This window comes from Brevibacterium yomogidense (genome assembly GCF_016107685.1).
Taxonomy (GTDB): Bacteria; Actinomycetota; Actinomycetes; order Actinomycetales; family Brevibacteriaceae; genus Brevibacterium; species Brevibacterium yomogidense.
In genome coordinates this window covers 67,895-89,954 of sequence record NZ_JABASY010000008.1, presented here as the reverse complement: position 1 = coordinate 89,954, position 22,060 = coordinate 67,895, and the positions used below count along the sequence as shown (strand labels likewise).

The window sequence follows — 22,060 nt, the reverse complement described above, 5'->3', positions numbered from 1 at the left end:
TTCTCAAAGAACAGACACACAAACCGCTCACACCAGAACACACAGTCCCAGCACTTGCCGAAAGGTTGTTGCCCTCTTCTCCCGAAGGGGCTTCGTTAGTCTAGCAGTCAGTTTCCCTGGCCGCAACTCGACTCGCCGTCGCGCTGCACCTCTTCATCTGACCGTCACGTGAGCGTCCATCCGAGGATGTTCCGCCTCAAGCGACGAGTTACTACTCTAGGTGATCGCGCCTCCGCTTCGCAAATCCCACATCGTGTGACCCGCTCGGCGCTGCGACTGCAAGAGTCGCTCCCGCTCGATCTCCGCCGCTCTCCTGTTCCACTTCCGCAGGCGCTTCACCTGCGGTTTCACCGCTAGATCCGCTTCTGCGTCATGCGTTCCGTGGAGGCAACGAGGACTAACTTATGCCGGGGGCGCCGCTCTCCGCAAGTCGGGGGACCGTGATCTGCGTCGCGCTCCGTTTCCGGAGGGACCTGCTCAGCGTCAACTCGACCCCCACGTCTCCGCAGGCCGCACCGCCCTCACTGCAGCGGCAGTGCGAGCTCCGGCCCTTCGTTCCGCACGTTGCCGACAGCTGTGCCCACTCGATGCCGCGAGACGGATCCCGGGTCGAATGAGGCGAGCAGGCGCTGAAGTGCCGCCTCCGCCCCCTCGCCGTCCAGGCTGGGGTCCGTCCACTCCCCCACACTGCCGACCGGCAGCATGACGGGCATCCGCTCGTGGACGTCGGAGAGGTGGCCCTGAGCCTCGGCCGTCAGAATCGTCGCACTCACGAGCCACCCCGATGCAGCGGCGGGATCGTCGCCGACCTCCGCAAGCTCCGCATCGGACAGCCTCTTGAACTCGAAGAGACCCGCCATGAACAGGTGGTCGTGGGCCGCGGAGTGCATCATCCACGGCTCCTTGCCTGCCGGCCCCGGCACCCACTCGTAGTACGCGTGGACGGGAACGACTGCCCGCTGGCGGGTGAAAGCGGAGCGGAACATCGGCTTCGTCCTCGCGGTCTCCGAGCGGGCGTTGAACGCCCGGTAGCCGAGCTTCAGGTCCTTCGCCCACCCCGGAACCAGACCCCACCGCGCCGATTCCAGCCTGCGCGACACGACTCCGTTCGCGTCCGCACGCTCGACGAGGATCGGGAGGGTTCCACCCGGTGGCACGTTGTAACGTTCCCTGTGGACATAGGAGCTGTGCTCGATGTCGAGCTCGCCCACGAGATCCGCGGGGTCGAGGCCCATGTTGATCCGACCGCACATGCGCTCGATCATTCCACCTCTATAGACTCTGGCCAACCCCCGTCGCACCCCGCCGGCGGGTCAGCGAAGAAGGGCTGGGACGATGACCGCCGGTTTCGATCCGATCGACGAGTCGCGCCGCCAGTGGGTCCTGCGCGGTTGGGAGGACGCGGCGGACGGCATGTCGCTCGTGATCTCCGTCATGCGCGTGCACCAGCTGTTCCTCGCTCAGGTCGACCGGGTGCTGCGTCCGCTGTCCCTCACGTTCTCCCGGTACGAGGTGCTGGCCCTTCTGTCCTTCACCCGCCGCGGAAGCCTCCCGATGAACAAGGTCACCAAGAGGCTGCAGGTGCATGCGACCTCGACAACGAACTCCGTCGACCGCCTCGAAGCCGCGGGACTCGCCCGCCGTCGCCCCCACCCCGAGGACGGCAGGACCACCCTGGTCGAGATCACGGAGGAAGGACGCACGCTGGTCGCTCGCGCGACGGACGAACTCAACCGCTCCGTCTTCCAGCATCCGGGCATCCCGGAAGAAGGGGTCCGCGACGTCCTCCAGCGGGTCACCGAGCTGCGCTCCTTCCTCGAGGGGGACCTCGCGGACCCCTCCCCCTGAGTCGTCGCGCCCCTGAGCCGCGCCCCTCCGCCTGGGGAGGGGCCCCCGCCGCCTGGGGAGGGGGCCCCGCCGGCTGGGGAGGGGGCCCCGCCGGCTGAGGTGAGTGCCCCTTCGGCCGGTACCGCGCCCCCGGATGCACACAGCCGTGACCTGCATTACTTGGACGTCCTAGCAATTCTGCGTACGATGTGAACCATCCCCGCACCTCGCGGCTGAGACCGTCGTTCCACCATCCGTGCTGGTTCACGCCTCGCAGTCGCTCCAGAAGATCGGAGGCTCGCATGTCGCGCAGCACAGCATCGGTCATTCCCTTCGGGCTCACGGAAGAACAGCAGGAGCTGTTCGCCATGTGCCGAACCTTCGCGGACGAAGAACTCGCCCCTCACGCACTGGACTGGGACGTCGAATCGCACTTCCCCGTCGACACCCTCCAGCAGGCGGCGGAGTTGGGCATGGGCGGCATCTACATCGACGAGGAGTACGGCGGCGCCGGCTTGGGCCGGATGGACGCCGTCCTCGTGTTCGAAGCCCTGTCGACCGGCTGCCCCTCCGTCGCGAGCTACATCTCGATCCACAACATGGTGGCGAAGTGTCTCGAACTGTTCGCCGACGAGGAGCAGAAGCAGAAGTGGCTGCTCCCCCTCGCCTCGTTCGAGAAGCTCTCCAGCTACTGCCTGACGGAGCCCAACGCGGGATCCGACGCCGCAGCGCTCAAGACCTCGGCCCGACGCGACGGCGACAGCTACATCCTCAACGGGGTCAAGCAGTTCATCTCCGGGGCGGGCAGCTCCGACCTGTATCTCGTCATGGCGCGCACCGGCCAGGACGGTGCACGGGGGATCTCCGCCTTCATCGTGGAGGACGGCACCGAAGGTCTGAGCTTCGGTCCCAACGAGAAGAAGATGGGGTGGAAGGCTCAGCCCACCCGGCAGGTCTTCATGGAGAACGTCCGCGTTCCCGTCGCCAACCGGATCGGCGAGGAGGGGACGGGTTTCAAGATCGCCATGTCCGGCCTCGACGGCGGCCGTCTCAACATCGGCGCGGCCTCGCTGGGCGGTGCGCAGTCCGCGCTTGAGAAGGCGATCACCTACATGGGTGAGCGGCAGGCGTTCGGGCAGGATCTCACGGGGTTCCAGGCACTGCGCTTCGAGGTCGCGGACCTCCAGACGAAGCTGGAAGCGGCCCGGTCCCTCCTGTGGCGCGCGGCCTCGGCCTATGACGCGAACGACCCCAGCACCAGTCTCCTGTCCGCGATGGGCAAGCTCACCGCCACGGACACCGGGTTCGAGGTGGCCAACCGGGCCCTGCAGATCTTCGGCGGCTACGGCTATCTGGCAGAGTACGGAGTGGAGAAGCTGGTGAGAGACCTGCGGGTCCACCAGATCCTCGAAGGAACCAACGAGATCATGCGCGTGATCATCTCGCGCAGGAGCACAGGAGTGGGATGACGATGGCAGCAACCGGCGACGAAGCCGCAGTTCTCACCCGTGTCGACGGAGGGCTGGGGCGCATCGAGCTCAACAAGCCCAAGGCGATCAACGCCCTGTCGGCCGACATGGTGACGATCATCGACGACACGCTCACGGCGTGGAAGGACGACGACGCCGTGCGGGCGGTCCTCGTGACGGGCAGCGGCGACCGCGGGCTCTGCGCCGGCGGTGACATCAAGGCCATCCACCGGGGCATCGTCGAGGGCACGAACGAAGCCGTCGACTTCTGGGCGGACGAGTACCGCATGAACCATGACATCGCCCACTACCCCAAGCCGTACATCGCGATCATGGACGGCATCACGATGGGCGGCGGTGTGGGCATCTCCGTCCACGGCTCCCACCGGATCGTCACGGAGACCTCGAAGATCGGGATGCCGGAGACGGGGATCGGCCTGTTCCCCGACGTGGGCGGCACGTTCCTGCTGGCCCGCATCCCCCAGAAGGGTGTGGGCATGCACCTCGCGCTCACAGGCCAGCCGATCGGCGCGGGCGACGCGATCCGCTACGGCCTGGCCGACACGTTCGTCCCCCGTGAGCGGATCGAGGACCTCGCCTCCGCCATCGCGGGGTCGGACGACGACGTCGATGCCGTCATCGCGCGGTTCGCGGAGGAGCCGCCTGCTTCCGAACTGGTCGCCGACGAAGACTGGATCGCCTCCGCGTACGACGGAGACACCGCCGCCGAGGTCGTCGCCGCCCTGCGTGCGCACGCGGACGAACGCGCCCGGGCCGCGGGCGACCTCATCGCCACGAAGTCGCCTCTGTCCGTCACCGTCACCTTCGAGATGGTGCGGACCGCGGGCGACATGAGCCTCGACGAGGTCCTGGAGCGCGACTTCCGTGCGGGAAGCGGCATCAGCGCGCAGCCCGATCTGCGGGAGGGCATCCGCGCACAGGTGATCGACAAGGACCGCAACCCGCAGTGGTCGCCCGCTTCCCTCGACGAGGTCGACCCCGCACTCGTGACATCCATCCTCTCCACAGAGCAGACGCGAAAGGTCTTTTCATGAGCACTCCCGCCACCTACGAGACGATCCTCGTCGACTACGCCGACGGCGTGGCGACGATCACTCTCAACCGGCCTGACTCCCTCAACGCCCTCAACATGGCGGTCCTCGAGGACGTCACCGCCGCAGCGGCGGCGGCGGACGCGGACGACAGCGTCCGCGCGATCATCCTCACCGGCGAGGGCAAGGCCTTCGCCGCCGGTGCGGACATCAAGGAGATGTCGTCGCTCGATTTCGCGACGGCCTACCGGAAGAACTGGTTCGCCGGCTGGACGCGCCTCGAAGAGGTGTCGAAGCCGATCATCGCCGCGGTCAACGGCTTCGCCCTGGGTGGCGGCTGCGAACTCGCCATGATGGCGGACATCCTCATCGCCTCCGACAAGGCGAAGTTCGGGCAGCCGGAGATCAACCTCGGTGTGCTCCCCGGCATGGGCGGGTCGCAGAGGCTCACCCGCGCGATCGGGAAGGCAAAGGCGATGGACCTCTGCCTGACCGGCCGCATGATGGACGCGGAAGAGGCGGAGCGATCCGGGCTGGTCGCCCGCGTCGTGGCCCACGATTCCCTGCTCGAGGAGACGAACGCGGTCGCCGCGACGATCGCCTCGAAGTCCCTCATCGCGTCGAGCATGGTGAAGGAGGCCGTCAACGCCGCGTTCGAGACCACGCTGCAGCAGGGCCTCGCGTACGAGCGCCGCCTGTTCCATTCGTCGCTCGCGACGAATGATCAGACGGAGGGCATGACAGCGTTCGTGGAGAAGCGGAAGCCGAACTTCACGGATTCCTGATCCTCCCCTGAATCTTCACCATCACACCCGTGGGCTCCGGTGCGACTTCCCGTCGCCCGGAGCCCACGGTTATGCCGGTCCCGGACGCATGACGCTCACTTTTCGAGCGTTCGACTAAGGGATAAGGTGTGGACACACGTCACAGCAGACGACAGAAGGAGCAGCATGTCACTTCCGGAAGCACTCGCACGCCCGATGAGCGTGCCCGTCATCGCCTCACCCATGTTCATCGCCTCGGGCCTCGATCTCGTGAAGGCGCAGTGCCAATCCGGCATCGTCGGATCGTTCCCCACGCTCAATGCACGTCCGGCAGAGATGCTCGCCGACTGGTTCGACGAGCTCTACGAGGAGAACACCGCGTTCGCCGCCGCGAACCCCGGCAAGCCCGTGGGCCCGGTCGCAGCGAACCTCATCGTGCACCGCACGAACGATCGCCTCGAACACGACCTCGGCGTCGTCGTCGACAAGAAGGTCCCCATCGTCATCACCTCGCTGGGTGCGCGGGAGGACGTCTACGAGGCAGTGCAGTCCTACGGCGGGATCGTCCTCCACGACATCATCAACAACCGCTTCGCCCACAAGGCGATCGAGAAGGGCGCGGACGGTCTCATCGCGGTCGCCGCCGGCGCAGGCGGCCACGCCGGTGCGCTGTCCCCCTTCGCCCTCGTGCAGGAGATCCGTGAATGGTTCGACGGCCCCCTCGCGCTGTCCGGCGCGCTGGGACACGGCCGATCGGTGCTCGCGGCCCAGGTCATGGGCGCGGACTTCGGCTATGTGGGTTCGGCGTTCCTCTCGACACCCGAGGCGAACGTAGTGGACGGCTACCGTCAGATGATCGTCGACTCCACGGCATCCGACGTCGTCTACTCGAACCTCTTCACCGGTGTGCACGGGAACTATCTGCGCGGCTCGATCGAGAACGCCGGACTGGATCCTGACAACCTCGAGGAATCCGATCCGTCGAAGATGTCCTTCGGCTCCGACCGCGACGCGAAGAAGCCGAAGGCGTGGAAGGAGATCTGGGGCTCCGGTCAGGGAATCGGCACCATCAAGGACTCTGTCTCCGCCCGCGATCTCGTCGCCAGGATCGCCGCCGAATACCAGCAGGCCCAGTCCGGACTGGTGCAGGCGGGACTGGTGCAGGCGGCATGAGCACCGTTCGCGTCGGGATGCGCTGGGCGGCCGCTGCGGCCACCGTCCTCCCCCTGCTGGCGGTGACGGCCTGCGGCGGCGGCTCCTCTGAGCCGGAATCCGACGACTCGATGGGGCTCGTCGAACCAGGGGTCCTCACCGTCTGCACGACGATGCCCGCTCCCCCGTTCGAGTTCGAGGAGGGCGGTGAGGCCAAGGGTCTCGAGATCGACCTGGCTCGCGCGCTGGCGGAGAAGCTGGAGGTCGAACCGGAGTTCATCAACTCGCCCTTCGAGTCGATCCAGTCCGCTGCGGCGCTGGAGACCGGACAGTGCGATATCGCACTCGCCGCGATGACCGTGACGGAAGAGCGCGAATCGAAGATGCTGTTCTCCGATTCGATCGTCTACGACAACCTCGCGCTCATGGCGAAGAAGGATGCCGGGTTCACGTCGCTCGACGACATGGGCGACGCGAAGGTCGGAGTCCAGGACGCGACGACCAGCTCCGAGTTCGCGGCCGAACGCGGCCTCAACACGGTCCAGTTCGAAGCGTCGTCGCTCCTGCAGCAGTCGCTGCAGGCCGGACAGATCGAGGCGGGCATCGCGAACATCTCGCTGGTGCTCGCGGTGATGCAGGCGGATGACTCCGTCGAACTCGTCGAAGGATTCGACACGGACGAGCACCTCGCCGCCGCGGTCCAGCTGGACGGCAGCCCGGTCCTCGACGAATTCAACGCACTCCTGGCGGAGATGCGTGAAGACGGCAGCTACGACGAACTCGTCGAAGAGTGGTTCGAAGACGCAGCAGAGCCCGCGAAGGTTCCTGCGGAGGAAGCGAGTCGCGACTGACCGTCGGATCGTTCTTCCTCAGCTGTAGAACACTGGCCGCCCGGTGGATTGTCCACCGGGCGGCCCGTTCGCTTGGCGGACATGAATGGGCGGGGTCAGTCGCCCTTGACGTTGAGGAGCTGCCGGAACTGGTGGACGACGGTCACCAGATCGGAGGCGTCTTCCATGACGCGGTCGATGTTCTTGTATGCCGCGGGGATCTCGTCGATGAAGGCGGCGGAGTTCCGGTACTCGATCCCCTTCATCGCCCGCTGCAGGTCCTCCAGGGTGAACGTCTTCCGTGCGCGGGTCCGTGAGTATTCGCGCCCTGCCCCGTGCGGGGCGGAGCAGAACGCATCGGCGTTCCCCTTGCCTTCGACGACATAGGACGCCGTACCCATCGAACCGGGGATGAGGCCCGCCTGCCCCTGGTGTGCGGCGATCGCCCCCTTCCTGCTGATCCACAGCTCGCGATGCCCGTGTGTTTCCTTCTGCGTGAAGTTGTGGTGGCAGTTGATCCTCTGGGACTCCTGCGGCTCCTCCCCCATGTGGCGGCTGAGCGCCGCAAGCACCCGCTCCATCATCTCGTCACGATTCAGTGCGGCATACCGCTGAGCCCAGTCGAGTTCTGCGATGTAGCGGTCGAACGTCGCCGTCCCCTCGGTGAGGTGTGCGAGGTCGCGGTCCGGCAGGTCGATGCCGGCGTCCTCGCATTCCTGCTGCGCGACACGGATGTGGTGCTGGGCGATCCGGTTCCCCACGCCTCGGGAGCCGGAGTGGAGGAACGCCCACACCCGCGATTCTTCGTCCACGGTGACCTCGATGAAGTGGTTCCCCGACCCCAGCGTTCCCAGCTGCAGGTCCCAGCGCTTCGCGTAGTCGGACGGATCACCCGCAATGCCGCTGTCCGCCCACAGCCGGCGCAGCTCGTCGACCCGCCGGTGCGCTGACACGGACAGATTCCGGTTGCTCTTCCCCGCTGAGAGCGGGATGCGGGCTTCGATGTCCTTCCTCAGACGCGAGAGGTCTCCAGCACCCTTCACCTGTTCCTCGACCCACTGCGTGCGCACGGCGATCATGCCGCAGCCGATGTCGACACCCACGGCAGCCGGGATGACCGCGCCGACGGTGGGGAGCACCGACCCGACGGTCGCTCCCCGGCCCAGGTGCGCATCCGGCATGAGGGCGACGTGAGGCTGCACGTAGCTGAGGTCCGCGGTCTGCTGTGCCTGCCGCAGTGCCGCCGGGTCGATCGCACTCGCCCAGTTGATGAGCTTCGAACCGATCCACTGTCCCGACACGTCATCCTCCTTCTACCCGCCCGGTCGTCATCGGGGCTCTCCACCGGACCCATATGTGTGCCGCCGTCTACGGGCGGCTTCGATCGTCACCGGTCTCTCACCGTATCCCGGCCGGACTGTTCCGTATGGCGCAACAGCGAAGCGCCCCCGCTCCTGCAAGGGTTCTTGCAGGAGCGGAGGCGCTGTCAGACGCAACCGGACTGAACGGCCCGGGGGGCGGGTCAGAAGTCCCAGTCCTCGTCTTCCGTCGATTCGGCCTTGCCGATGACGTAGGAGGAGCCGGACCCGGAGAAGAAGTCGTGGTTCTCATCCGCGTTGGGCGACAGGGCCGCCAGGATCGCCGGATTCACATCCGTGACGTCCTTCGGGAACATCGGCTCGTAGCCCATGTTCATGAGCGCCTTGTTCGCGTTGTAGTGGAGGAACTTCTTGCAGTCCTCCGCCAGGCCGACCTCGTCGTACAGGTCGTGCGTGTACTGGACCTCGTTCTCGTACAGGTCGTAGAGCAGGCTGAACGTGAAGTCCTTCAGCTCGTCCTTCAGCGCCTGATCCGCACCGTCCAGCCCGCGCTGGTACTTGTAGCCCACGTAGTACCCGTGCACCGCCTCGTCACGGATGATGAGCCGGATGAGGTCCGCGGTGTTCGTGAGCCGTGCCCGCGACGACCAGTGCATCGGCAGGTAGAAGCCCGAGTAGAAGAGGAACGACTCGAGGATCACGGAGGCGATCTTCCGCTTGTGCGGGCAGTCACCCTCGTAGTAATCGACGATCACCTGCGCCTTCTTCTGCAGGTGCGTGTTCTCCGCGGACCAGCGGAACGCCTCGTCGATCTCCCGCGTGTTCGCCAGCGTGGAGAAGATCGACGAATACGACTTCGCATGCACGGATTCCATGAACGCGATGTTCGTGTAGACCGCCTCTTCGTGCTGCGTGAGCGCATCGGGGATGAGCGACACAGCACCCACGGTCCCCTGGATCGTGTCCAGGAGCGTGAGCCCCGTGAAGACGCGCATCGTCAGGAGCTTCTCCGGCTCCGTCAGCGACGACCACGACTGCACGTCGTTGCTCAGCGGGACCTTCTCCGGCAGCCAGAAGTTGGCGGTGAGACGGTCCCACACCTCAGCGTCGACCTCGTCCTCGATGCGATTCCAGTTGATCGGATCGATGGGCGAGACCACCTGCGGCATCTCAGTCATGTGATCTCCTCTTGGTCTGTGTGAGTGCGGTGACGGTCAGAGCATGCACGAAACGCAGCCCTCGACCTCAGTGCCCTCCAGTGCGAGCTGGCGCAGGCGGATGTAGTAGATCGTCTTGATCCCCTTGCGCCACGCGTAGATCTGCGCACGGTTGATGTCACGGGTCGTCGCGGTGTCCATGAAGAACAGCGTGAGGGACAGACCCTGATCCACGTGCTGGGTGGCTTCGGCATACGTGTCGATGATCTTCTCGTAGCCGATCTCGTACGCATCCTGGTAGTAGTCCAGGTTGTCGTTCGTCATGAACGGCGCCGGGTAGTACACGCGGCCCAGCTTGCCCTCCTTGCGGATCTCCACCTTCGACGCGATCGGGTGGATCGACGATGTCGAATTGTTGATGTAGGAGATCGAGCCGGTGGGCGGCACCGCCTGGAGGTTCTGGTTGTAGATCCCGTACTCCGCGACATCCGCCTTGAGCTGACGCCAGTCGTCCTGCGTGGGGATGGCCACACCGGCTTCCGCGAACAGCTGCGCCACACGATCCGTGCGGGGCGCCCATTCCTGATCGGTGTACTTCTCGAAGTACTCACCCGTCGCGTACTTCGACCGCTCGAAGCCCGCGAACGTGCGTCCGCGCTCCTTCGCGATCTCCATCGACGCGCGCACCGCGTGATAGGTGACCGTGTAGAAGTACATGTTCGTGAAGTCCAGACCCTCGTCGGAACCGTAGTAGATGTGCTCCCGCGAGAGATACCCGTGCAGGTTCATCTGGCCCAGCCCGATCGCGTGGCTCATGTCGTTGCCACGGGCGATCGACGGCACGGATTCGATGTCCGACGTGTCCGACACCGCGGTGAGACCACGGATCGCCGTCTCGATCGTTCCGCCGAAGTCCTCGGAGTCCATCGTGAGTGCGATGTTGAGCGAGCCCAGGTTGCAGGAGATGTCCTTGCCGACCGTGTCATAGCCCAGATCCGCGTCGTACTGGCTGGGCTCCGAGACCTGGAGGATCTCCGAGCACAGGTTCGACATCGTGATCCGCCCGTCGATCGGGTTCGCACGGTTCACCGTGTCCTCGAACATGATGTACGGGTAGCCGGACTCGAACTGGATCTCCGCCAGCGTCTGGAAGAATTCGCGCGCACTGATCTTCGTCTTGCGGATCCGCGCGTCGTCGACCATCTCGTAGTACTTCTCCGTCACAGAGATCTCCGTGAACGGAACGCCGTAGACACGCTCCACGTCGTACGGGCTGAAGAGGTACATGTCCTCGTTGCTCTTCGCCAGTTCGAACGTGATGTCCGGGACGACGACGCCCAGCGAGAGGGTCTTGATCCGGATCTTCTCGTCAGCGTTCTCACGCTTCGTGTCGAGGAACCGGTAGATGTCCGGGTGGTGGGCGTTGAGGTAGACCGCGCCGGCACCCTGACGTGCGCCCAGCTGGTTCGCGTACGAGAAAGAGTCCTCGAGCAGCTTCATGACCGGGATGACACCGGACGACTGGTTCTCGATCTTCTTGATGGGCGCCCCGTGCTCACGGATGTTCGTGAGCGAGAACGCCACACCACCGCCGCGCTTCGACAGCTGGAGAGCGGAGTTGATCGACCGGCCGATCGACTCCATGTTGTCCTCGATGCGCAGGAGGAAGCACGACACGAGCTCGCCGCGCTGCTTCTTCCCCGCGTTGAGGAATGTGGGGGTCGCCGGCTGGAAACGGCCGGCGATGATCTCCTCCACGAGACGCGTCGCGAGTTCCTCGTCGCCGCGGGCCAGGAACAGGCCCACCATGACGACACGGTCCTCGAAGCGTTCGAGGTAGCGCTTCCCGTCGAACGTCTTGAGGGTGTACGACGTGTAGTACTTGAAGGCGCCCAGGAACGTCTGGAAGCGGAACTTCTTCGAGTACGCGAGATCGGACAGCTGCTGGATGAACTCGAACGAGTACTGGTCCAGCACCTCCTTCTCGTAGTAGTCGTGGTCGACGAGGTAATCGAGCTTCTCCCGGAGGTTGTGGAAGAAGACCGTGTTGTTGTTGACGTGCTGGAGGAAGTACTGGCGCGCCGCCTGACGGTCACGCTCGAACTGGATGCGGCCGTCCGCATCGTACAGATTGAGCATGGCGTTGAGTGCGTGGTAATCGAGGTCGGTCTCTTCGCGGATGATCGCCTCGACGTCTTTTTCTACGCTGATGCTTGACACAGTTCGTCCAATCCCTTGTTGACGTTCTCCGCGTCCTCGGGCATCCCGAGGAGCTCGAAGCGGTAGAGGACCGGCACGCCGCACTTGGCGGCGACGGTGTGCGCCGCACGGCAGTAGTCCTCACCGAAATTCGTGTTCCCCGCGCCGATCACACCGACGAGCCTGTCGCGGTTGTTCTTGACGTTGAGGAACTTGATGACCTGCTTGGGCACCGAGCCGCGGTTGATGCCGGCGCCGAATGTAGGAGTGATGAGCACGAACGGCTCATCGATGACGGGTGTGGGATCCTTCGTCATCAGCGGCAGACGCAGCACCGGATGATGCAGCTTCTGCGCGAACTTGTGGGTGTACTCGGACGGGCTCGAATAGTAGACGACGAGCAAATCTCGTTGCACCACTCAGGCCACAGAGGACGCTGCGCCTGCCTGCTGGCCGAGCGTCCCGATCTTGTCAGGGCGGAAACCTGACCAGTGATCGTCTTCGGTCACCACAACGGGTGCCTGCATGTACCCCATCGCCTTGACGACGTCGAGGGCGCCCGGATCCTTGCTGAGGTCGACCGAGCGGTACTCGACACCACGCGCGTCGAGGGCGCGGAAAGTCGCATTGCACTGCACGCATGCCGGCTTCGTGTACACGGTGATCATAGGGTTTTCCGTCCTTCTCCGCCGCCTGACCGCTGAATGCCCCCCAGCCGTCAGACCACTAGATGTTGTGCTTGCCGCCAACAGTACCCCCATATGGTGTGTTACACCAGTGTGATTCCGGTCGGCCCCGCGTGTCGTGCACACGGGGTGCACACAGCCCGGCCGACTTCTCCACAGGCTGTGAATGACACGCCTGTCGTTCGCTCTGCGGCGTCCCGCGCGGGATGTGCAGCCCTCCCCCTCAGCCCGACGCGGTCGTCGTCCCCAGCCCGTCCCCAGGTCGGACCCACCCGTCCACATTCAAAAATTCTTTTGCGTCGGCCCGCTTGTCGGCACCCCCTGATACGTACCGGCAGGTAACTATTTCCGTCCGGGGCCGCACGGCACTCGTGACGGTCGTTCGGGCGCTCCCTGTGAGCGCCTCCGCTGTTCCCGATCCGGCACACGGGAGCACGCATCGAGTCCGTGCCCACCTATACCGTGGTGTCCAGAGGCGAGCAGGCCCCTCGACAGCAGACACCTCGACACTGCACCACACTGGAGGAGACAGCATGACAGCGCACCAGCCGTCGACGGCGGACACTCGGGAGATCGCCTCTGCCGCAGAGGTCCTCGCCCGGGTCCAGGCCTACCTGGACACCTTCGTCGTCGGACAGCGCCGGCTGTGCGAATCCCTGCTCATCGGCCTCCTCACGGAGGGCCACCTGCTGCTCGAGAGCGTCCCGGGTCTGGCGAAGACGACCGCCGCGTCCGCCCTGTCAGGTGCGGTGTCCGCATCCTTCGCCCGCATCCAGTGCACGCCGGACCTGCTGCCCAGCGACATCATCGGCACGCAGATCTACAACTCGTCGACCGGTGCCTTCGACACCCGGCTGGGCCCGGTGCACGCCCACATCGTCCTGCTCGACGAGATCAATCGCTCCAGCGCGAAGACCCAGTCCGCGATGCTCGAGGCGATGCAGGAGCGGCAGACGACGATCGGCGGCAAGCGCTACGACCTGCCGGACCCGTTCCTCGTCATGGCCACGCAGAACCCCATCGAGCAGGAGGGCACCTACCCGCTCCCGGAAGCGCAGCTCGACCGGTTCATGCTCAAGGACGTCCTGGGGTACCCGACGCCGGACGAGGAGCTGGAGATCCTCCGGCGGCTGGACGACGGGGTGTTCGAGTCGAACCCGGCGCCGGCCTGCACGATCGAAGAGCTGCGGAGCATGCAGGAGTCGGCACGGAACATCTACATCGACCCGGCGATCAGCCGGTATGTCGTGGAGCTCGTGTGGGCCACGCGCGCGGCGGACCGCGTGATCGGGCACCGCGGTGCCTTCATCGAGGCCGGGGCCTCTCCCCGCGCGTCGATCGCCTTCACGCGAGCCTCGCGTGCTCTCGCGCTGATCCGCGGCCGGAACTACGTGATCCCGGAGGACGTGAAGGACCTCGCCCGGCGGATCCTGGGCCACCGGATCGCGTTGACGTTCGAAGGCATCGCAGAGGGTGTCACCACCTTCCAGCTGGTGACGGAGATCCTCAATCGTGTGAGGACTCCCTGATGACCGCGCTCCTCACACGCATCCGCGCCCGGCTCACCCTCCACACGCACAGGCGTGTGGCGAGCCTGCTCGACGGCGGGTGGGCATCGGTGTTCCACGGGCAGTCGCTCGACTTCGACGACCTGCGCGAGTACGTCGACGGCGACGAGGTCCGCGACATCGACTGGAAGGCGTCCGCACGCCACAGCGTCCCCCTCGTCAAGCGGTACACCGACCACCGTCGTCTGCGCCTCGCGCTCGTCGTGGCCACCGGCCGGTCGATGGACGCGATGTCCGCGGGCGGCGAAGTGAAACGCGATCTCGCCATCCTGCTGGCGGGCATGGCCGGCTGGTTCGCGGTGCGCGGGGGCGACGAGGTGTGCCTCGTCGCGAGCGACGGCCACCGCACGCGCCTGGGCCGTCCGGAGTCGAGCGAGGCCGGTCTCGAGCACATCCTGCGCCGGATCCTCGCGCATCGCGGCACGGACGACCGCTCGACGGTCCTCGACCACCTGGAGTGGCTGAGCTCCCGACTCCGCAGGCGGCACCTCGTCATCGTCGTGAGCGACGAGATCGACCTGACGGACGCGCACCTGCGCCTGCTGCGCAAGGTCTCTTCCCACCACGAAGTCCTGTGGCTCACGGTGCTGGAGGCGGACCCCCTCGCGCTCGCGGCGACCGAGGACATCCCGTTCGACATCGGGGCGACGCTCGCAGGCGCCGCGGCAGGCACGGTGAAGGCCGGTGCCACGGTCCCGCGGCTGCTGGCCGCCGACCCCTCCGTCAGCCGCGCCTACCGGGAGGCGGAGGAGGCCCGTCGGCACGACTCCGCCCGCGTCCTGCGATCGGCGGGAATCGTCGAAGAACGGGTAGGGGCCTCGGCGCAGGCGCTGCCGGCCTTCCACCGGGCGGCGGAGAGGCATCGTCGTGCCCGATGAGCTCATCCCCCCGTTGGCGGCTTCCGACCTCTGGGTCGCGGCCGCCGTGTTCGGCGTCCTGCTGGCGGTGTTCGTCGCCTTCCTCCCCCTCATCGGCCGGCTGCGCGGCCGCAGCGTGGGTCCGCGGACCGTTCCCGTCCACGTCCGCAGCCGCTACGGCTCACTCATCGACGACGTGGAGGCCCGCTACCGGGACGGGGAGCTCACGACGAAGGCGACCGCGCAGGAGCTCAGCGCCCTGCTGCGCGACTTCGCGTCCGAGGCGTGGGGCGCGAAGGCGAAGCACATGACGCAGCGCGAGATGCGTGAGGCGGGGATCGCGCCGCTCGCGGACGCGGTCGCGCGGCTCTACGCTGCAGAATTCGAGCGCGATGTCCCGGAGACGGCCGCGGAGGAGCTCCGTGTCGCACGGGAGGTGATCACCCGATGGTGACCACCCCTCTGCTGTGGCTGGCGATCCTCCTGGGCGTGCTCGGCCTCGTCGCCCTCGGGATCGCCTTCGCGCTCCCCGCCCGCAGCCGAGGCCGTGCCCCCGTCGCGTTCCTCACCCGCCTCACGGCCCTGCCGGCGTACGTCCGGGCGCGGCGCCGCATGCTGTGGGGGAGCCTCGCCGGCATCGCCGTCATCTGTCTCACCGCCGCGTTCGCCCTTGCCGGCGTCGCGCGGCCCACCACGATCGAGACGATCAGCCCCAAGCGCCACCTGCGCGACGTCATGCTCTGCCTCGACGTGTCCGGTTCGATGATCGAGTACGACTCGGAGATCGTCGAGGCCTACCTCGAGATCGTGGATTCCTTCGACGGCGAGCGGATCGGGATGACGGTCTTCAACGCGACGGGCGTCACCGTCTTCCCCCTCACCGACGACTACGACATGGCGCAGGAGTTCCTCGAGGAGGCGCACGAAGGCCTCACGTCGTACGGCACGACCGGAATGGACTTCCTCACGTCCACCCAGCCGGAGAACGTTCCCGGCTCCTCGCTGATCGGCGACGGCCTCGTCAACTGCGTGGAGGCCTTCGACCGGAAGGACGAGGAGAGGTCCCGGTCCGTCATCTTCGCGACGGACAACGAACTGGCGGGGGACCCCCTCTTCACCCTCGACGAAGCGGCCCAGCACGCGATCGATCGAGAGGTCCGTGTCTATGCCCTCGCACCCTCGCGGTACTTCTTCCCCGCCTACCTCGAGGAGCTCGAAGCCGCCGTGGACTCCACCGGGGGCGACTTCCACTCGATGTCCGACGGGAGGGCGATCGACCGCATCGTGTCGTCGGTCCAGGCGACGGAGGCCCGGCTGACCGATGGGCGGCTCGTGACACTCTTCCACGACAAACCCGTCGTCCCCCTCACGGGCACGGGTCTGGGCGTCCTGGGACTGCTGGTCCTCGTCTGGAGGCTGCGCCTGTGACCGAGCTCGTCTTCAACCCGCTGCTGCCATGGGCGGCACTCGTCCCGGTCACCGTCGTCCTGATCGCCGGATGCGTCACCCTCGCGGTCCGAACCCGGGGCCGGCGGATGCAGTGGATCGTGCGCTCGACAGCCGTCCTCGTGCTCGCGCTGGCATTCACCCGCCCCGGTGTCCCGGTCACCGCCGTCACGGAACGCAGCGAGGCCGCCCTGGACGTGTTCGTCGTCGTCGACGTCACCGCCTCGATGATCGCAGAGGACTGGGACGGCGACTCGCCACGGCTCGACGGTGTCGAAGCAGACGTCACGGCGCTCATGGAGCAGGCCCCCGAAGCCCGGTACTCGCTCATCACCTTCGCGTCGACCAGCCAGACCGTCCTGCCCCTCACGACCGACGATTCGGCGATGCGGTCCGCCCTCGACGTGCTGCGACCCGAAATCACGCTGTATTCGTCGGGGAGCTCCGTCACCGCTCCTCGCGACCACCTCGTCGCCCGCCTCGAACGCGCAGCCGAGGACCGTCCTGACAGCGCCCGCGTCGTCTTCTACCTGGGTGACGGCGAGCAGACCACGGGCGACGACCCGGAGCCGATGGGCGGGATCGCGGACCTCATCGACGGCGGCGCGGTCTGGGGCTACGGCACCGCGGGCGGCGGCAAGATGAAGGAGACCCGGGGCTACTGGACAGACGAGGACGTCGACTACATCGTCGACCCGTCGACCCGGGCGGACGCCGTGTCGAAGATCGACGAGGGGAACCTCCAGGACATCGCGGACGACATGGGGGTCGACTACGTCCACCGCACAGCGGGCTCCCCGGTGTCCTTCGACTTCCCGGACGTCGACAGGGTCGTCGAGGAGAGACAGGAGACGACCCAGGCGGTGAACGAGTTCACGTGGGCCCTCTTCATCCCGCTCGTCGCGTGGCTGGCGGTCGAATCCGTCCTCGCCGCACGGCGCATCCGCGGCCTGGGACTCCTGAGCGGACCGAGGAGGGCACCGTGAGCGACCCGAGGACCATGCACGGCACGCGGCAGGGCACACAGCAGGACACGCACGACGCACCGCAGCCGCAGCGGCCCCGCCGCGGCAGGCTCATCGCCGTCGGCGCGATCGTCCTTGTCCTCCTCCTGCTCGCCGCGTGGTCGGGATTCGCGCACTGGCAGCTCACCCGGTCCGCTTCGCAGTTCGCCTCCGGCGACTACACGGCGTCCCAGTCGTCGGCACGGACGTTCCTCCGCGTGAGTCCGTTCGAACAGTACAAGGGGCACTTCGCGGAGGGGACCGCGCTGGCGGCCGACGGCGACCTGGACTCCGGTGAAGCCTCGCTCCTCACCGCGCTGTCGAGCTCGCCGCTGCACGCCGAGTGCGCGGTCCGCGTCAACCTCGCGCTCGTCCAGGAGGAGCAGGGCAGCACGTTCCGCGATGCCGAGGAGACCGACGCGGCGAACGAGCGCTACGACACCGCCCGCGCGACCCTGTCCGATGCGCCCGACGAGTGCCGGCCGTCCGGGTCGAGCGCGGACGAGCGGATGACGTCCCAGGAGGAGCGGGTCGGCGAAGCGCAGGACGAGATGAACGACCCGTCCTCCACGGGAGAGGACGAGGGCGGCGGCGATTCCGGCGGCGGCTCGTCCAGCGGTGAGGGGGAGTCCGCGGGCGGCGACAGCCAGACCGGCGGCTCCTCCGGCGACGAATCCGAGGGGTCGCAGGGAGGGTCCGGGGGCGACACCCCGGGCAGTGGGGAGTCCGAGGAGGACCCTGACGAACGGATGGAGGAGCTCGAGGAGCGCCGTCGAGAGTCCGAGGAGCGCCATTCCCAGACGAACGGGGGCGGTTCCGGCTCAGGCGTGCGCGAACCCGGGTCGAAGCCGTGGTGAGCCGACGGCCACCTGTGCCACCATGGCCGTATGGTCACCGCTGATCCCGTCCGGCTCCGCGCCGAATTGCAGACGTTCCCTCCCTACGTTCCCGGCCGCGCGCCGGCAGAGGTCGCGGGGCTCGCCCCGTACCGCCTGTCGTCGAACGAGAACCACCTGGACCCGCTCCCCGCGGTGCTCGAGGCGATCTCCCGACCCGGCGCCGCACCCACGCGGTACCCCGACGACGCCGCGGTGGCGCTGCGACAGCGGATCGGCGAGGTTTTCGGGGTGTCCCCCGACAGGACGATCGTCACGACGGGGGCCTCCGAACTCCTCGTCGCGATCACCCAGATCACGTCGGACATCCGCACGGAGGCCGTGTACCCGTGGCCGTCGTTCGAGATGTATCCCCAGGTGACCGGGCTGGCCGGGGCGAAGCGCCACGCGGTGCCGCTGCTGCCCGACGGACGCCACGACCTCGAGGCGATGGCCCGTGCCGTCACCGGTGACACCGGGATCGTCTTCCTCTGCTCCCCGAACAACCCGACGGGGCCCGTCCTCACGCACGAGGAGCTGACGTCCTTCCTCGCGCGTGTCCCCTCCCACGTGCTCGTCGCCCTCGACGAGGCGTACTGGGAGTTCGCGACGGATCCGCACACCGCCCGCGGGATCGAGCTGCTCGACGAGCACCCGAACCTCGTCCTCCTGCGGACGTTCTCCAAGGCGCACGGCCTCGCCGGGATGCGCGTGGGGTACGCGATCGCCCACGAGGACGTCATCGCGGGGCTCCTCAAGGCCGTCATCCCGTTCGGTGTGACCCAGGTGAGTCAGACGGCCGCAACGATCTCCCTCGACCACCACGACGAAGTCCTCGCCCGCGCCCGCGTCATCGCGGACCAGCGCGATGAGTTCGCGGATGCGCTCCGCGCGCAGGGGTGGACCGTCCCCCAGGCCCAGGGGAACTTCGTCTGGCTCCCCCTGGGCGACCTGTCGGACGAGTTCGAGATCGCGGCGAGCCTGCAGGCCCTGGCGGTCCGCAACCTCGGCGACGGTGTGCGCATCAGCGTGGGGCCGCAGGAGGGACTCGAACGGGTCCTCGAGGTGAGCGCCGCGTTCCTGCGCGACCACCCCCGCCTGGCCCACTGAACCCGGCCCACTGACACGACCCGACGCACCACGACAAGGAGGGCCATGACCCACGATCAGCCGCTCGGACCCGCCGACTACAGCGCCACGCCCCGCTTCGCAGGACCCTCGACGTTCGGCCTGCTCCCCCGCCTCGACGAGGTCGAGGCCGCCCGTCCCGGCGCGGACGTCGACGTGAAGATCCTCGGAGTGCCGTTCGACGCCGGTGTCAGCTACCGGCCCGGCGCACGCTTCGGACCCGACCACATCCGCACGTCCTCGAAGCTGCTGCGGCCCTACAACCAGGCCGTCGACGTGCACCCGTTCGCTGCCCAGCAGGTGGCGGACTGCGGCGACCTGGGTGTGAATCCGTTCGACATCGAGGCGGCCATCACGACCGTCGAGCAGACCGCGGACGCCCTGCGGGCGGACGGGTCGAAGCTGCTCATGCTGGGCGGGGACCACACCCTCGCACTGCCGAACATCCGCAGCGTCCACCGCACGCACGGACCCGTCGCGGTCCTGCACTTCGACGCGCACCTGGACACGTGGGACACCTACATGGGTGCCCCGTACACGCACGGGACACCGTTCCGGCGCGCCAGCGAGGAGGGGCTGCTCGACCTCGAGCGCTGCCTCCACGTGGGGATCCGGGGACCCCTCTACGGCAAGGAGGACCTGGAGGCGGACGGGGTGCTGGGCTTCCAGATCATCCGGTCGGACGACTTCCAGTTCCAACCGCTCACGCAGATCATCGAGCGGATGCACGCACGCCTGGGCGACGCACCCGTGTACCTGTCGATCGACATCGACGTGCTCGACCCGGCCGCCGCACCCGGCACCGGCACTCCGGAGACCGGAGGGCTCACGAACCGCGAGCTGCTCAACGCGGTCCGCGGCCTGGCGGGGCTCAACGTCGTCGGCGCGGAGATCGTCGAGGTCGCCCCCGCCTACGACCACGCGGAGATCACGGGACTGGCGGCCGCCCAGCTGGGCTACGAGATCCTGTCCCTGTGGGCGGGGCAGAAGGCCGGACGCACCGCGGTCGCGGGTCCCGTCGCGGAACACCTCGCGCGCGACGCCGCAGGAGCGCAGCCGGGCAGCAGTCCGACAGGAGGCACACGATGACGGACGCGAACGACAACGGCAACCTCGCCTACGAGAACGGCGGCCTTGCAGTCGTCGCCGCACTCGCGGCCCACGGGGTCGACACGGTGTTCGGCATCCCCGGCACCCACAACCTGGAGTTCTACCGTCACCTCCACCGGTTCGGGATCCGCGCGATCACGCCCCGGCACGAGCAGGGCGCGGGCTACGCGGCGGACGGGTACTTCGTCGTGTCGGGGCGTCCGGGGGTAGTCATCACGACCTCGGGCCCGGGGCTCACGAACGTCATCACCGCGGCGGCGACCGCGTACGCGGAGTCGCGTCCCATGCTCATCCTGTCCCCCGGTGTGCCGACGGGACTGGAGCGGGCCGACGTCGGCATGCTGCACGAGACGAAGGACTCGTCCGGCGCGCTCAGCCACCTGCTGGTCGCCGCGCACCGGACACGGACGGCGGAGGGTGCGGCCCAGGCCATCGCGGACGCGTTCGCCCTGTTCGAAGGGTCGCGTCCGGGTCCGGTCCACATCGAGGTCCCGCTCGACGTGCTCGAAGGGGGCTGGCACGGCACGACCGCCGCCCCCTGGCCGTCCCGCCCGCGTCCCCTCGACGAGGACGCGGTGGACACCGCCGCCGAGGCCCTGGCCGGCTCCGTCCGTCCCCTCATCATCGCGGGGGGTGGGGCCCGCCGTGCCGCCGACCGGATCACTCGGCTGGCCGAGCTGCTGGACGCTCCCGTGGCGACGACGGCGAACGGCAAGGGGATCGTCGACGAGACCCACCCGCTCGCGGTGGGCGCGAACGTGCGGTTCCCCTCGGTGCAGCAGGCGTCGCGCGAGGCCGATGTCCTTCTGGTCCTCGGCACGGAGATCGCGGATTCGGACCTGTGGGGCGGGATGATCGGCATCCAGGAGGAGAACACCACCCAGACGGTGATCCGATGCGACATCGACCCGGACCAGCTGCACAAGAACCTCCGCGGGCAGGTGCTCGTCCTGGGCGACGCCACGGCGTTCGTCGACGGTCTCCTCACACGACTGGGGAAGGGCGACGGCTCCCGGGAGGACGGCACGGCACGGGCCGCGCAGCTGCGCCGGGAGGTCGCGCACGACTTCGATGCGACGCACATCGGGGCGCGGGTCACCGCGCTCGTGCAGGAGGCGGCCGGCCACGACGTCGTCATCGCCGGTGACTCGTCGCGCGTCACCTACGACGGGACCGTCCACGCGCTCGTCGCCCGCACACCCGACCAGCTGCTCTACATGCCCGGCTACGCGACGCTGGGCTACGGGATCCCTGCGGCGATCGGCGGCAGGCTCGCCGCGCCGGACCGCCCTGTGGCCTGCATCGTGGGCGACGGGGCCGCGATGTTCGCGATCCAGGAGATCGCCACCGCCGTCGAACTGGCCCTGCCGATCCCCTTCGTCATCGTCGACAACGGCGGGTACGAGGAGATCGAGCACCAGATGGTGGAGCGCGGCATCGAACCGTTCGCCGTCCGCCTGCACCGGCCGGATTTCGCTCTGCTCGCGGAATCGATGGGTGCCCGCGGTGCGACAGTGGCCCACACGGATCTCGACGAGCATCTGCCGCGGGAGGTCCGCACCGCGCTGGCAGCCGACCGTCCCACCGTCATCCACGTCCTCGAGCAGCAGGCCTGAC

The 22,060-nt window shown here is 67.5% G+C and carries 21 protein-coding genes; 15 read left to right on the top strand and 6 right to left on the bottom strand.

Going from position 1 to position 22,060, the window contains the following annotated elements; translation table 11 throughout:
- Positions 1-521: 521 nt before the first annotated feature.
- Positions 522-1,265: an SOS response-associated peptidase gene (locus JFC09_RS15675; RefSeq protein ID WP_198394983.1), complete on the bottom strand. Its 744-nt coding sequence runs from the start codon at positions 1,263-1,265 to the stop codon at positions 522-524.
- A gap of 70 nt (positions 1,266-1,335) precedes the next feature.
- On the opposite strand from JFC09_RS15675, the gene JFC09_RS15670 reads away from it, so the two are divergent.
- From JFC09_RS15670 to JFC09_RS15645, 6 genes are all read left to right on the top strand, one after another.
- Entirely contained in the window at positions 1,336-1,848 is a 513-nt protein-coding gene (locus JFC09_RS15670; RefSeq protein ID WP_198394982.1) for a MarR family winged helix-turn-helix transcriptional regulator, read from the top strand.
- A 281-nt stretch (positions 1,849-2,129) separates the two neighbouring features.
- Positions 2,130-3,296 carry an acyl-CoA dehydrogenase family protein gene (locus JFC09_RS15665; RefSeq protein ID WP_198394981.1) on the top strand — a complete coding sequence of 389 codons (1,167 nt, stop codon included), beginning with the start codon at positions 2,130-2,132 and terminating at the stop codon, positions 3,294-3,296.
- A complete protein-coding gene (locus JFC09_RS15660) occupies positions 3,293-4,351 on the top strand; it encodes an enoyl-CoA hydratase/isomerase family protein (protein WP_198394980.1) in 1,059 nt (352 codons plus the stop codon). The genes JFC09_RS15665 and JFC09_RS15660 overlap by 4 nt, the downstream gene beginning before the upstream one ends.
- Positions 4,348-5,133 (top strand): enoyl-CoA hydratase, encoded by a 786-nt coding sequence (locus JFC09_RS15655; RefSeq protein WP_198394979.1) that lies wholly within the window; start codon positions 4,348-4,350, stop codon positions 5,131-5,133. The genes JFC09_RS15660 and JFC09_RS15655 overlap by 4 nt, the downstream gene beginning before the upstream one ends.
- A gap of 165 nt (positions 5,134-5,298) precedes the next feature.
- Complete coding sequence (locus JFC09_RS15650) at positions 5,299-6,285, top strand: NAD(P)H-dependent flavin oxidoreductase (protein WP_198394978.1); 987 nt, start codon at positions 5,299-5,301, stop codon at positions 6,283-6,285.
- Positions 6,282-7,115, top strand: coding sequence for an ABC transporter substrate-binding protein (locus tag JFC09_RS15645; protein WP_232483691.1), 834 nt, complete (start codon positions 6,282-6,284; stop codon positions 7,113-7,115). The genes JFC09_RS15650 and JFC09_RS15645 overlap by 4 nt, the downstream gene beginning before the upstream one ends.
- 95 nt (positions 7,116-7,210) lie before the next feature.
- Here JFC09_RS15645 and JFC09_RS15640 read toward each other — a convergent pair whose 3' ends face one another.
- The 5 genes from JFC09_RS15640 to nrdH all read right to left on the bottom strand — a co-directional run bounded on the left by JFC09_RS15640 (position 7,211) and on the right by nrdH (position 12,437).
- Complete coding sequence (locus JFC09_RS15640; RefSeq protein ID WP_198394977.1) at positions 7,211-8,395, bottom strand: RtcB family protein; 1,185 nt, start codon at positions 8,393-8,395, stop codon at positions 7,211-7,213.
- Positions 8,396-8,616: 221 nt separating this feature from the next.
- The gene (gene nrdF, locus JFC09_RS15635) at positions 8,617-9,591 is read right to left on the bottom strand and encodes a class 1b ribonucleoside-diphosphate reductase subunit beta (protein WP_198394976.1); all 975 of its coding nucleotides are present in this window, start codon (positions 9,589-9,591) and stop codon (positions 8,617-8,619) included.
- A gap of 36 nt (positions 9,592-9,627) precedes the next feature.
- Positions 9,628-11,790 (bottom strand): class 1b ribonucleoside-diphosphate reductase subunit alpha, encoded by a 2,163-nt coding sequence (nrdE, locus tag JFC09_RS15630; protein ID WP_198394975.1) that lies wholly within the window; start codon positions 11,788-11,790, stop codon positions 9,628-9,630.
- Entirely contained in the window at positions 11,772-12,173 is a 402-nt protein-coding gene (nrdI, locus tag JFC09_RS15625) for a class Ib ribonucleoside-diphosphate reductase assembly flavoprotein NrdI (RefSeq protein ID WP_198394989.1), read from the bottom strand. The genes nrdE and nrdI overlap by 19 nt, the downstream gene beginning before the upstream one ends.
- Positions 12,174-12,188: 15 nt before the next feature.
- Positions 12,189-12,437: a glutaredoxin-like protein NrdH gene (gene nrdH / locus JFC09_RS15620; RefSeq protein WP_198394974.1), complete on the bottom strand. Its 249-nt coding sequence runs from the start codon at positions 12,435-12,437 to the stop codon at positions 12,189-12,191.
- 551 nt (positions 12,438-12,988) lie between these two features.
- Between nrdH and JFC09_RS15615 the strand changes: the two genes are divergently transcribed.
- From JFC09_RS15615 to JFC09_RS15575, 9 genes are read left to right on the top strand one after another with little or no spacing between them, the layout of a single operon-like run.
- Positions 12,989-13,984, top strand: coding sequence for an AAA family ATPase (locus JFC09_RS15615; protein WP_198394973.1), 996 nt, complete (start codon positions 12,989-12,991; stop codon positions 13,982-13,984).
- Positions 13,984-14,901 carry a DUF58 domain-containing protein gene (locus JFC09_RS15610; RefSeq protein WP_198394972.1) on the top strand — a complete coding sequence of 306 codons (918 nt, stop codon included), beginning with the start codon at positions 13,984-13,986 and terminating at the stop codon, positions 14,899-14,901. Before JFC09_RS15615 ends, JFC09_RS15610 begins: the two co-directional genes overlap by 1 nt.
- The gene (locus tag JFC09_RS15605; protein WP_198394971.1) at positions 14,891-15,334 is read left to right on the top strand and encodes a hypothetical protein; all 444 of its coding nucleotides are present in this window, start codon (positions 14,891-14,893) and stop codon (positions 15,332-15,334) included. The genes JFC09_RS15610 and JFC09_RS15605 overlap by 11 nt, the downstream gene beginning before the upstream one ends.
- Positions 15,328-16,308 carry a vWA domain-containing protein gene (locus JFC09_RS15600; protein ID WP_198394970.1) on the top strand — a complete coding sequence of 327 codons (981 nt, stop codon included), beginning with the start codon at positions 15,328-15,330 and terminating at the stop codon, positions 16,306-16,308. Before JFC09_RS15605 ends, JFC09_RS15600 begins: the two co-directional genes overlap by 7 nt.
- Positions 16,305-17,312 carry a vWA domain-containing protein gene (locus JFC09_RS15595; protein ID WP_198394969.1) on the top strand — a complete coding sequence of 336 codons (1,008 nt, stop codon included), beginning with the start codon at positions 16,305-16,307 and terminating at the stop codon, positions 17,310-17,312. Before JFC09_RS15600 ends, JFC09_RS15595 begins: the two co-directional genes overlap by 4 nt.
- Complete coding sequence (locus JFC09_RS15590; protein WP_198394968.1) at positions 17,309-18,187, top strand: tetratricopeptide repeat protein; 879 nt, start codon at positions 17,309-17,311, stop codon at positions 18,185-18,187. The genes JFC09_RS15595 and JFC09_RS15590 overlap by 4 nt, the downstream gene beginning before the upstream one ends.
- A 30-nt stretch (positions 18,188-18,217) precedes the next feature.
- Positions 18,218-19,315, top strand: coding sequence for a histidinol-phosphate transaminase (locus tag JFC09_RS15585; RefSeq protein ID WP_198394967.1), 1,098 nt, complete (start codon positions 18,218-18,220; stop codon positions 19,313-19,315).
- 45 nt (positions 19,316-19,360) lie between these two features.
- Positions 19,361-20,422 (top strand): agmatinase, encoded by a 1,062-nt coding sequence (gene speB, locus JFC09_RS15580; protein ID WP_198394966.1) that lies wholly within the window; start codon positions 19,361-19,363, stop codon positions 20,420-20,422.
- Positions 20,419-22,059: a thiamine pyrophosphate-binding protein gene (locus tag JFC09_RS15575; RefSeq protein WP_198394965.1), complete on the top strand. Its 1,641-nt coding sequence runs from the start codon at positions 20,419-20,421 to the stop codon at positions 22,057-22,059. Before speB ends, JFC09_RS15575 begins: the two co-directional genes overlap by 4 nt.
- Position 22,060 lies beyond the last annotated feature (1 nt).

Coding starts and splice junctions, on each gene's coding strand:
- JFC09_RS15675 (WP_198394983.1), bottom strand. CDS start 1,265: ATGATCGAGCGCATGTGCGGTCGGATCAACATGGGCCTCGACCCCGCG.
- JFC09_RS15670 (WP_198394982.1), top strand. CDS start 1,336: ATGACCGCCGGTTTCGATCCGATCGACGAGTCGCGCCGCCAGTGGGTC.
- JFC09_RS15665 (WP_198394981.1), top strand. CDS start 2,130: ATGTCGCGCAGCACAGCATCGGTCATTCCCTTCGGGCTCACGGAAGAA.
- JFC09_RS15660 (WP_198394980.1), top strand. CDS start 3,293: ATGACGATGGCAGCAACCGGCGACGAAGCCGCAGTTCTCACCCGTGTC.
- JFC09_RS15655 (WP_198394979.1), top strand. CDS start 4,348: ATGAGCACTCCCGCCACCTACGAGACGATCCTCGTCGACTACGCCGAC.
- JFC09_RS15650 (WP_198394978.1), top strand. CDS start 5,299: ATGTCACTTCCGGAAGCACTCGCACGCCCGATGAGCGTGCCCGTCATC.
- JFC09_RS15645 (WP_232483691.1), top strand. CDS start 6,282: ATGAGCACCGTTCGCGTCGGGATGCGCTGGGCGGCCGCTGCGGCCACC.
- nrdF (WP_198394976.1), bottom strand. CDS start 9,591: ATGACTGAGATGCCGCAGGTGGTCTCGCCCATCGATCCGATCAACTGG.
- nrdH (WP_198394974.1), bottom strand. CDS start 12,437: ATGATCACCGTGTACACGAAGCCGGCATGCGTGCAGTGCAATGCGACT.
- JFC09_RS15615 (WP_198394973.1), top strand. CDS start 12,989: ATGACAGCGCACCAGCCGTCGACGGCGGACACTCGGGAGATCGCCTCT.
- JFC09_RS15610 (WP_198394972.1), top strand. CDS start 13,984: ATGACCGCGCTCCTCACACGCATCCGCGCCCGGCTCACCCTCCACACG.
- JFC09_RS15600 (WP_198394970.1), top strand. CDS start 15,328: ATGGTGACCACCCCTCTGCTGTGGCTGGCGATCCTCCTGGGCGTGCTC.
- JFC09_RS15585 (WP_198394967.1), top strand. CDS start 18,218: ATGGTCACCGCTGATCCCGTCCGGCTCCGCGCCGAATTGCAGACGTTC.
- speB (WP_198394966.1), top strand. CDS start 19,361: ATGACCCACGATCAGCCGCTCGGACCCGCCGACTACAGCGCCACGCCC.
- JFC09_RS15575 (WP_198394965.1), top strand. CDS start 20,419: ATGACGGACGCGAACGACAACGGCAACCTCGCCTACGAGAACGGCGGC.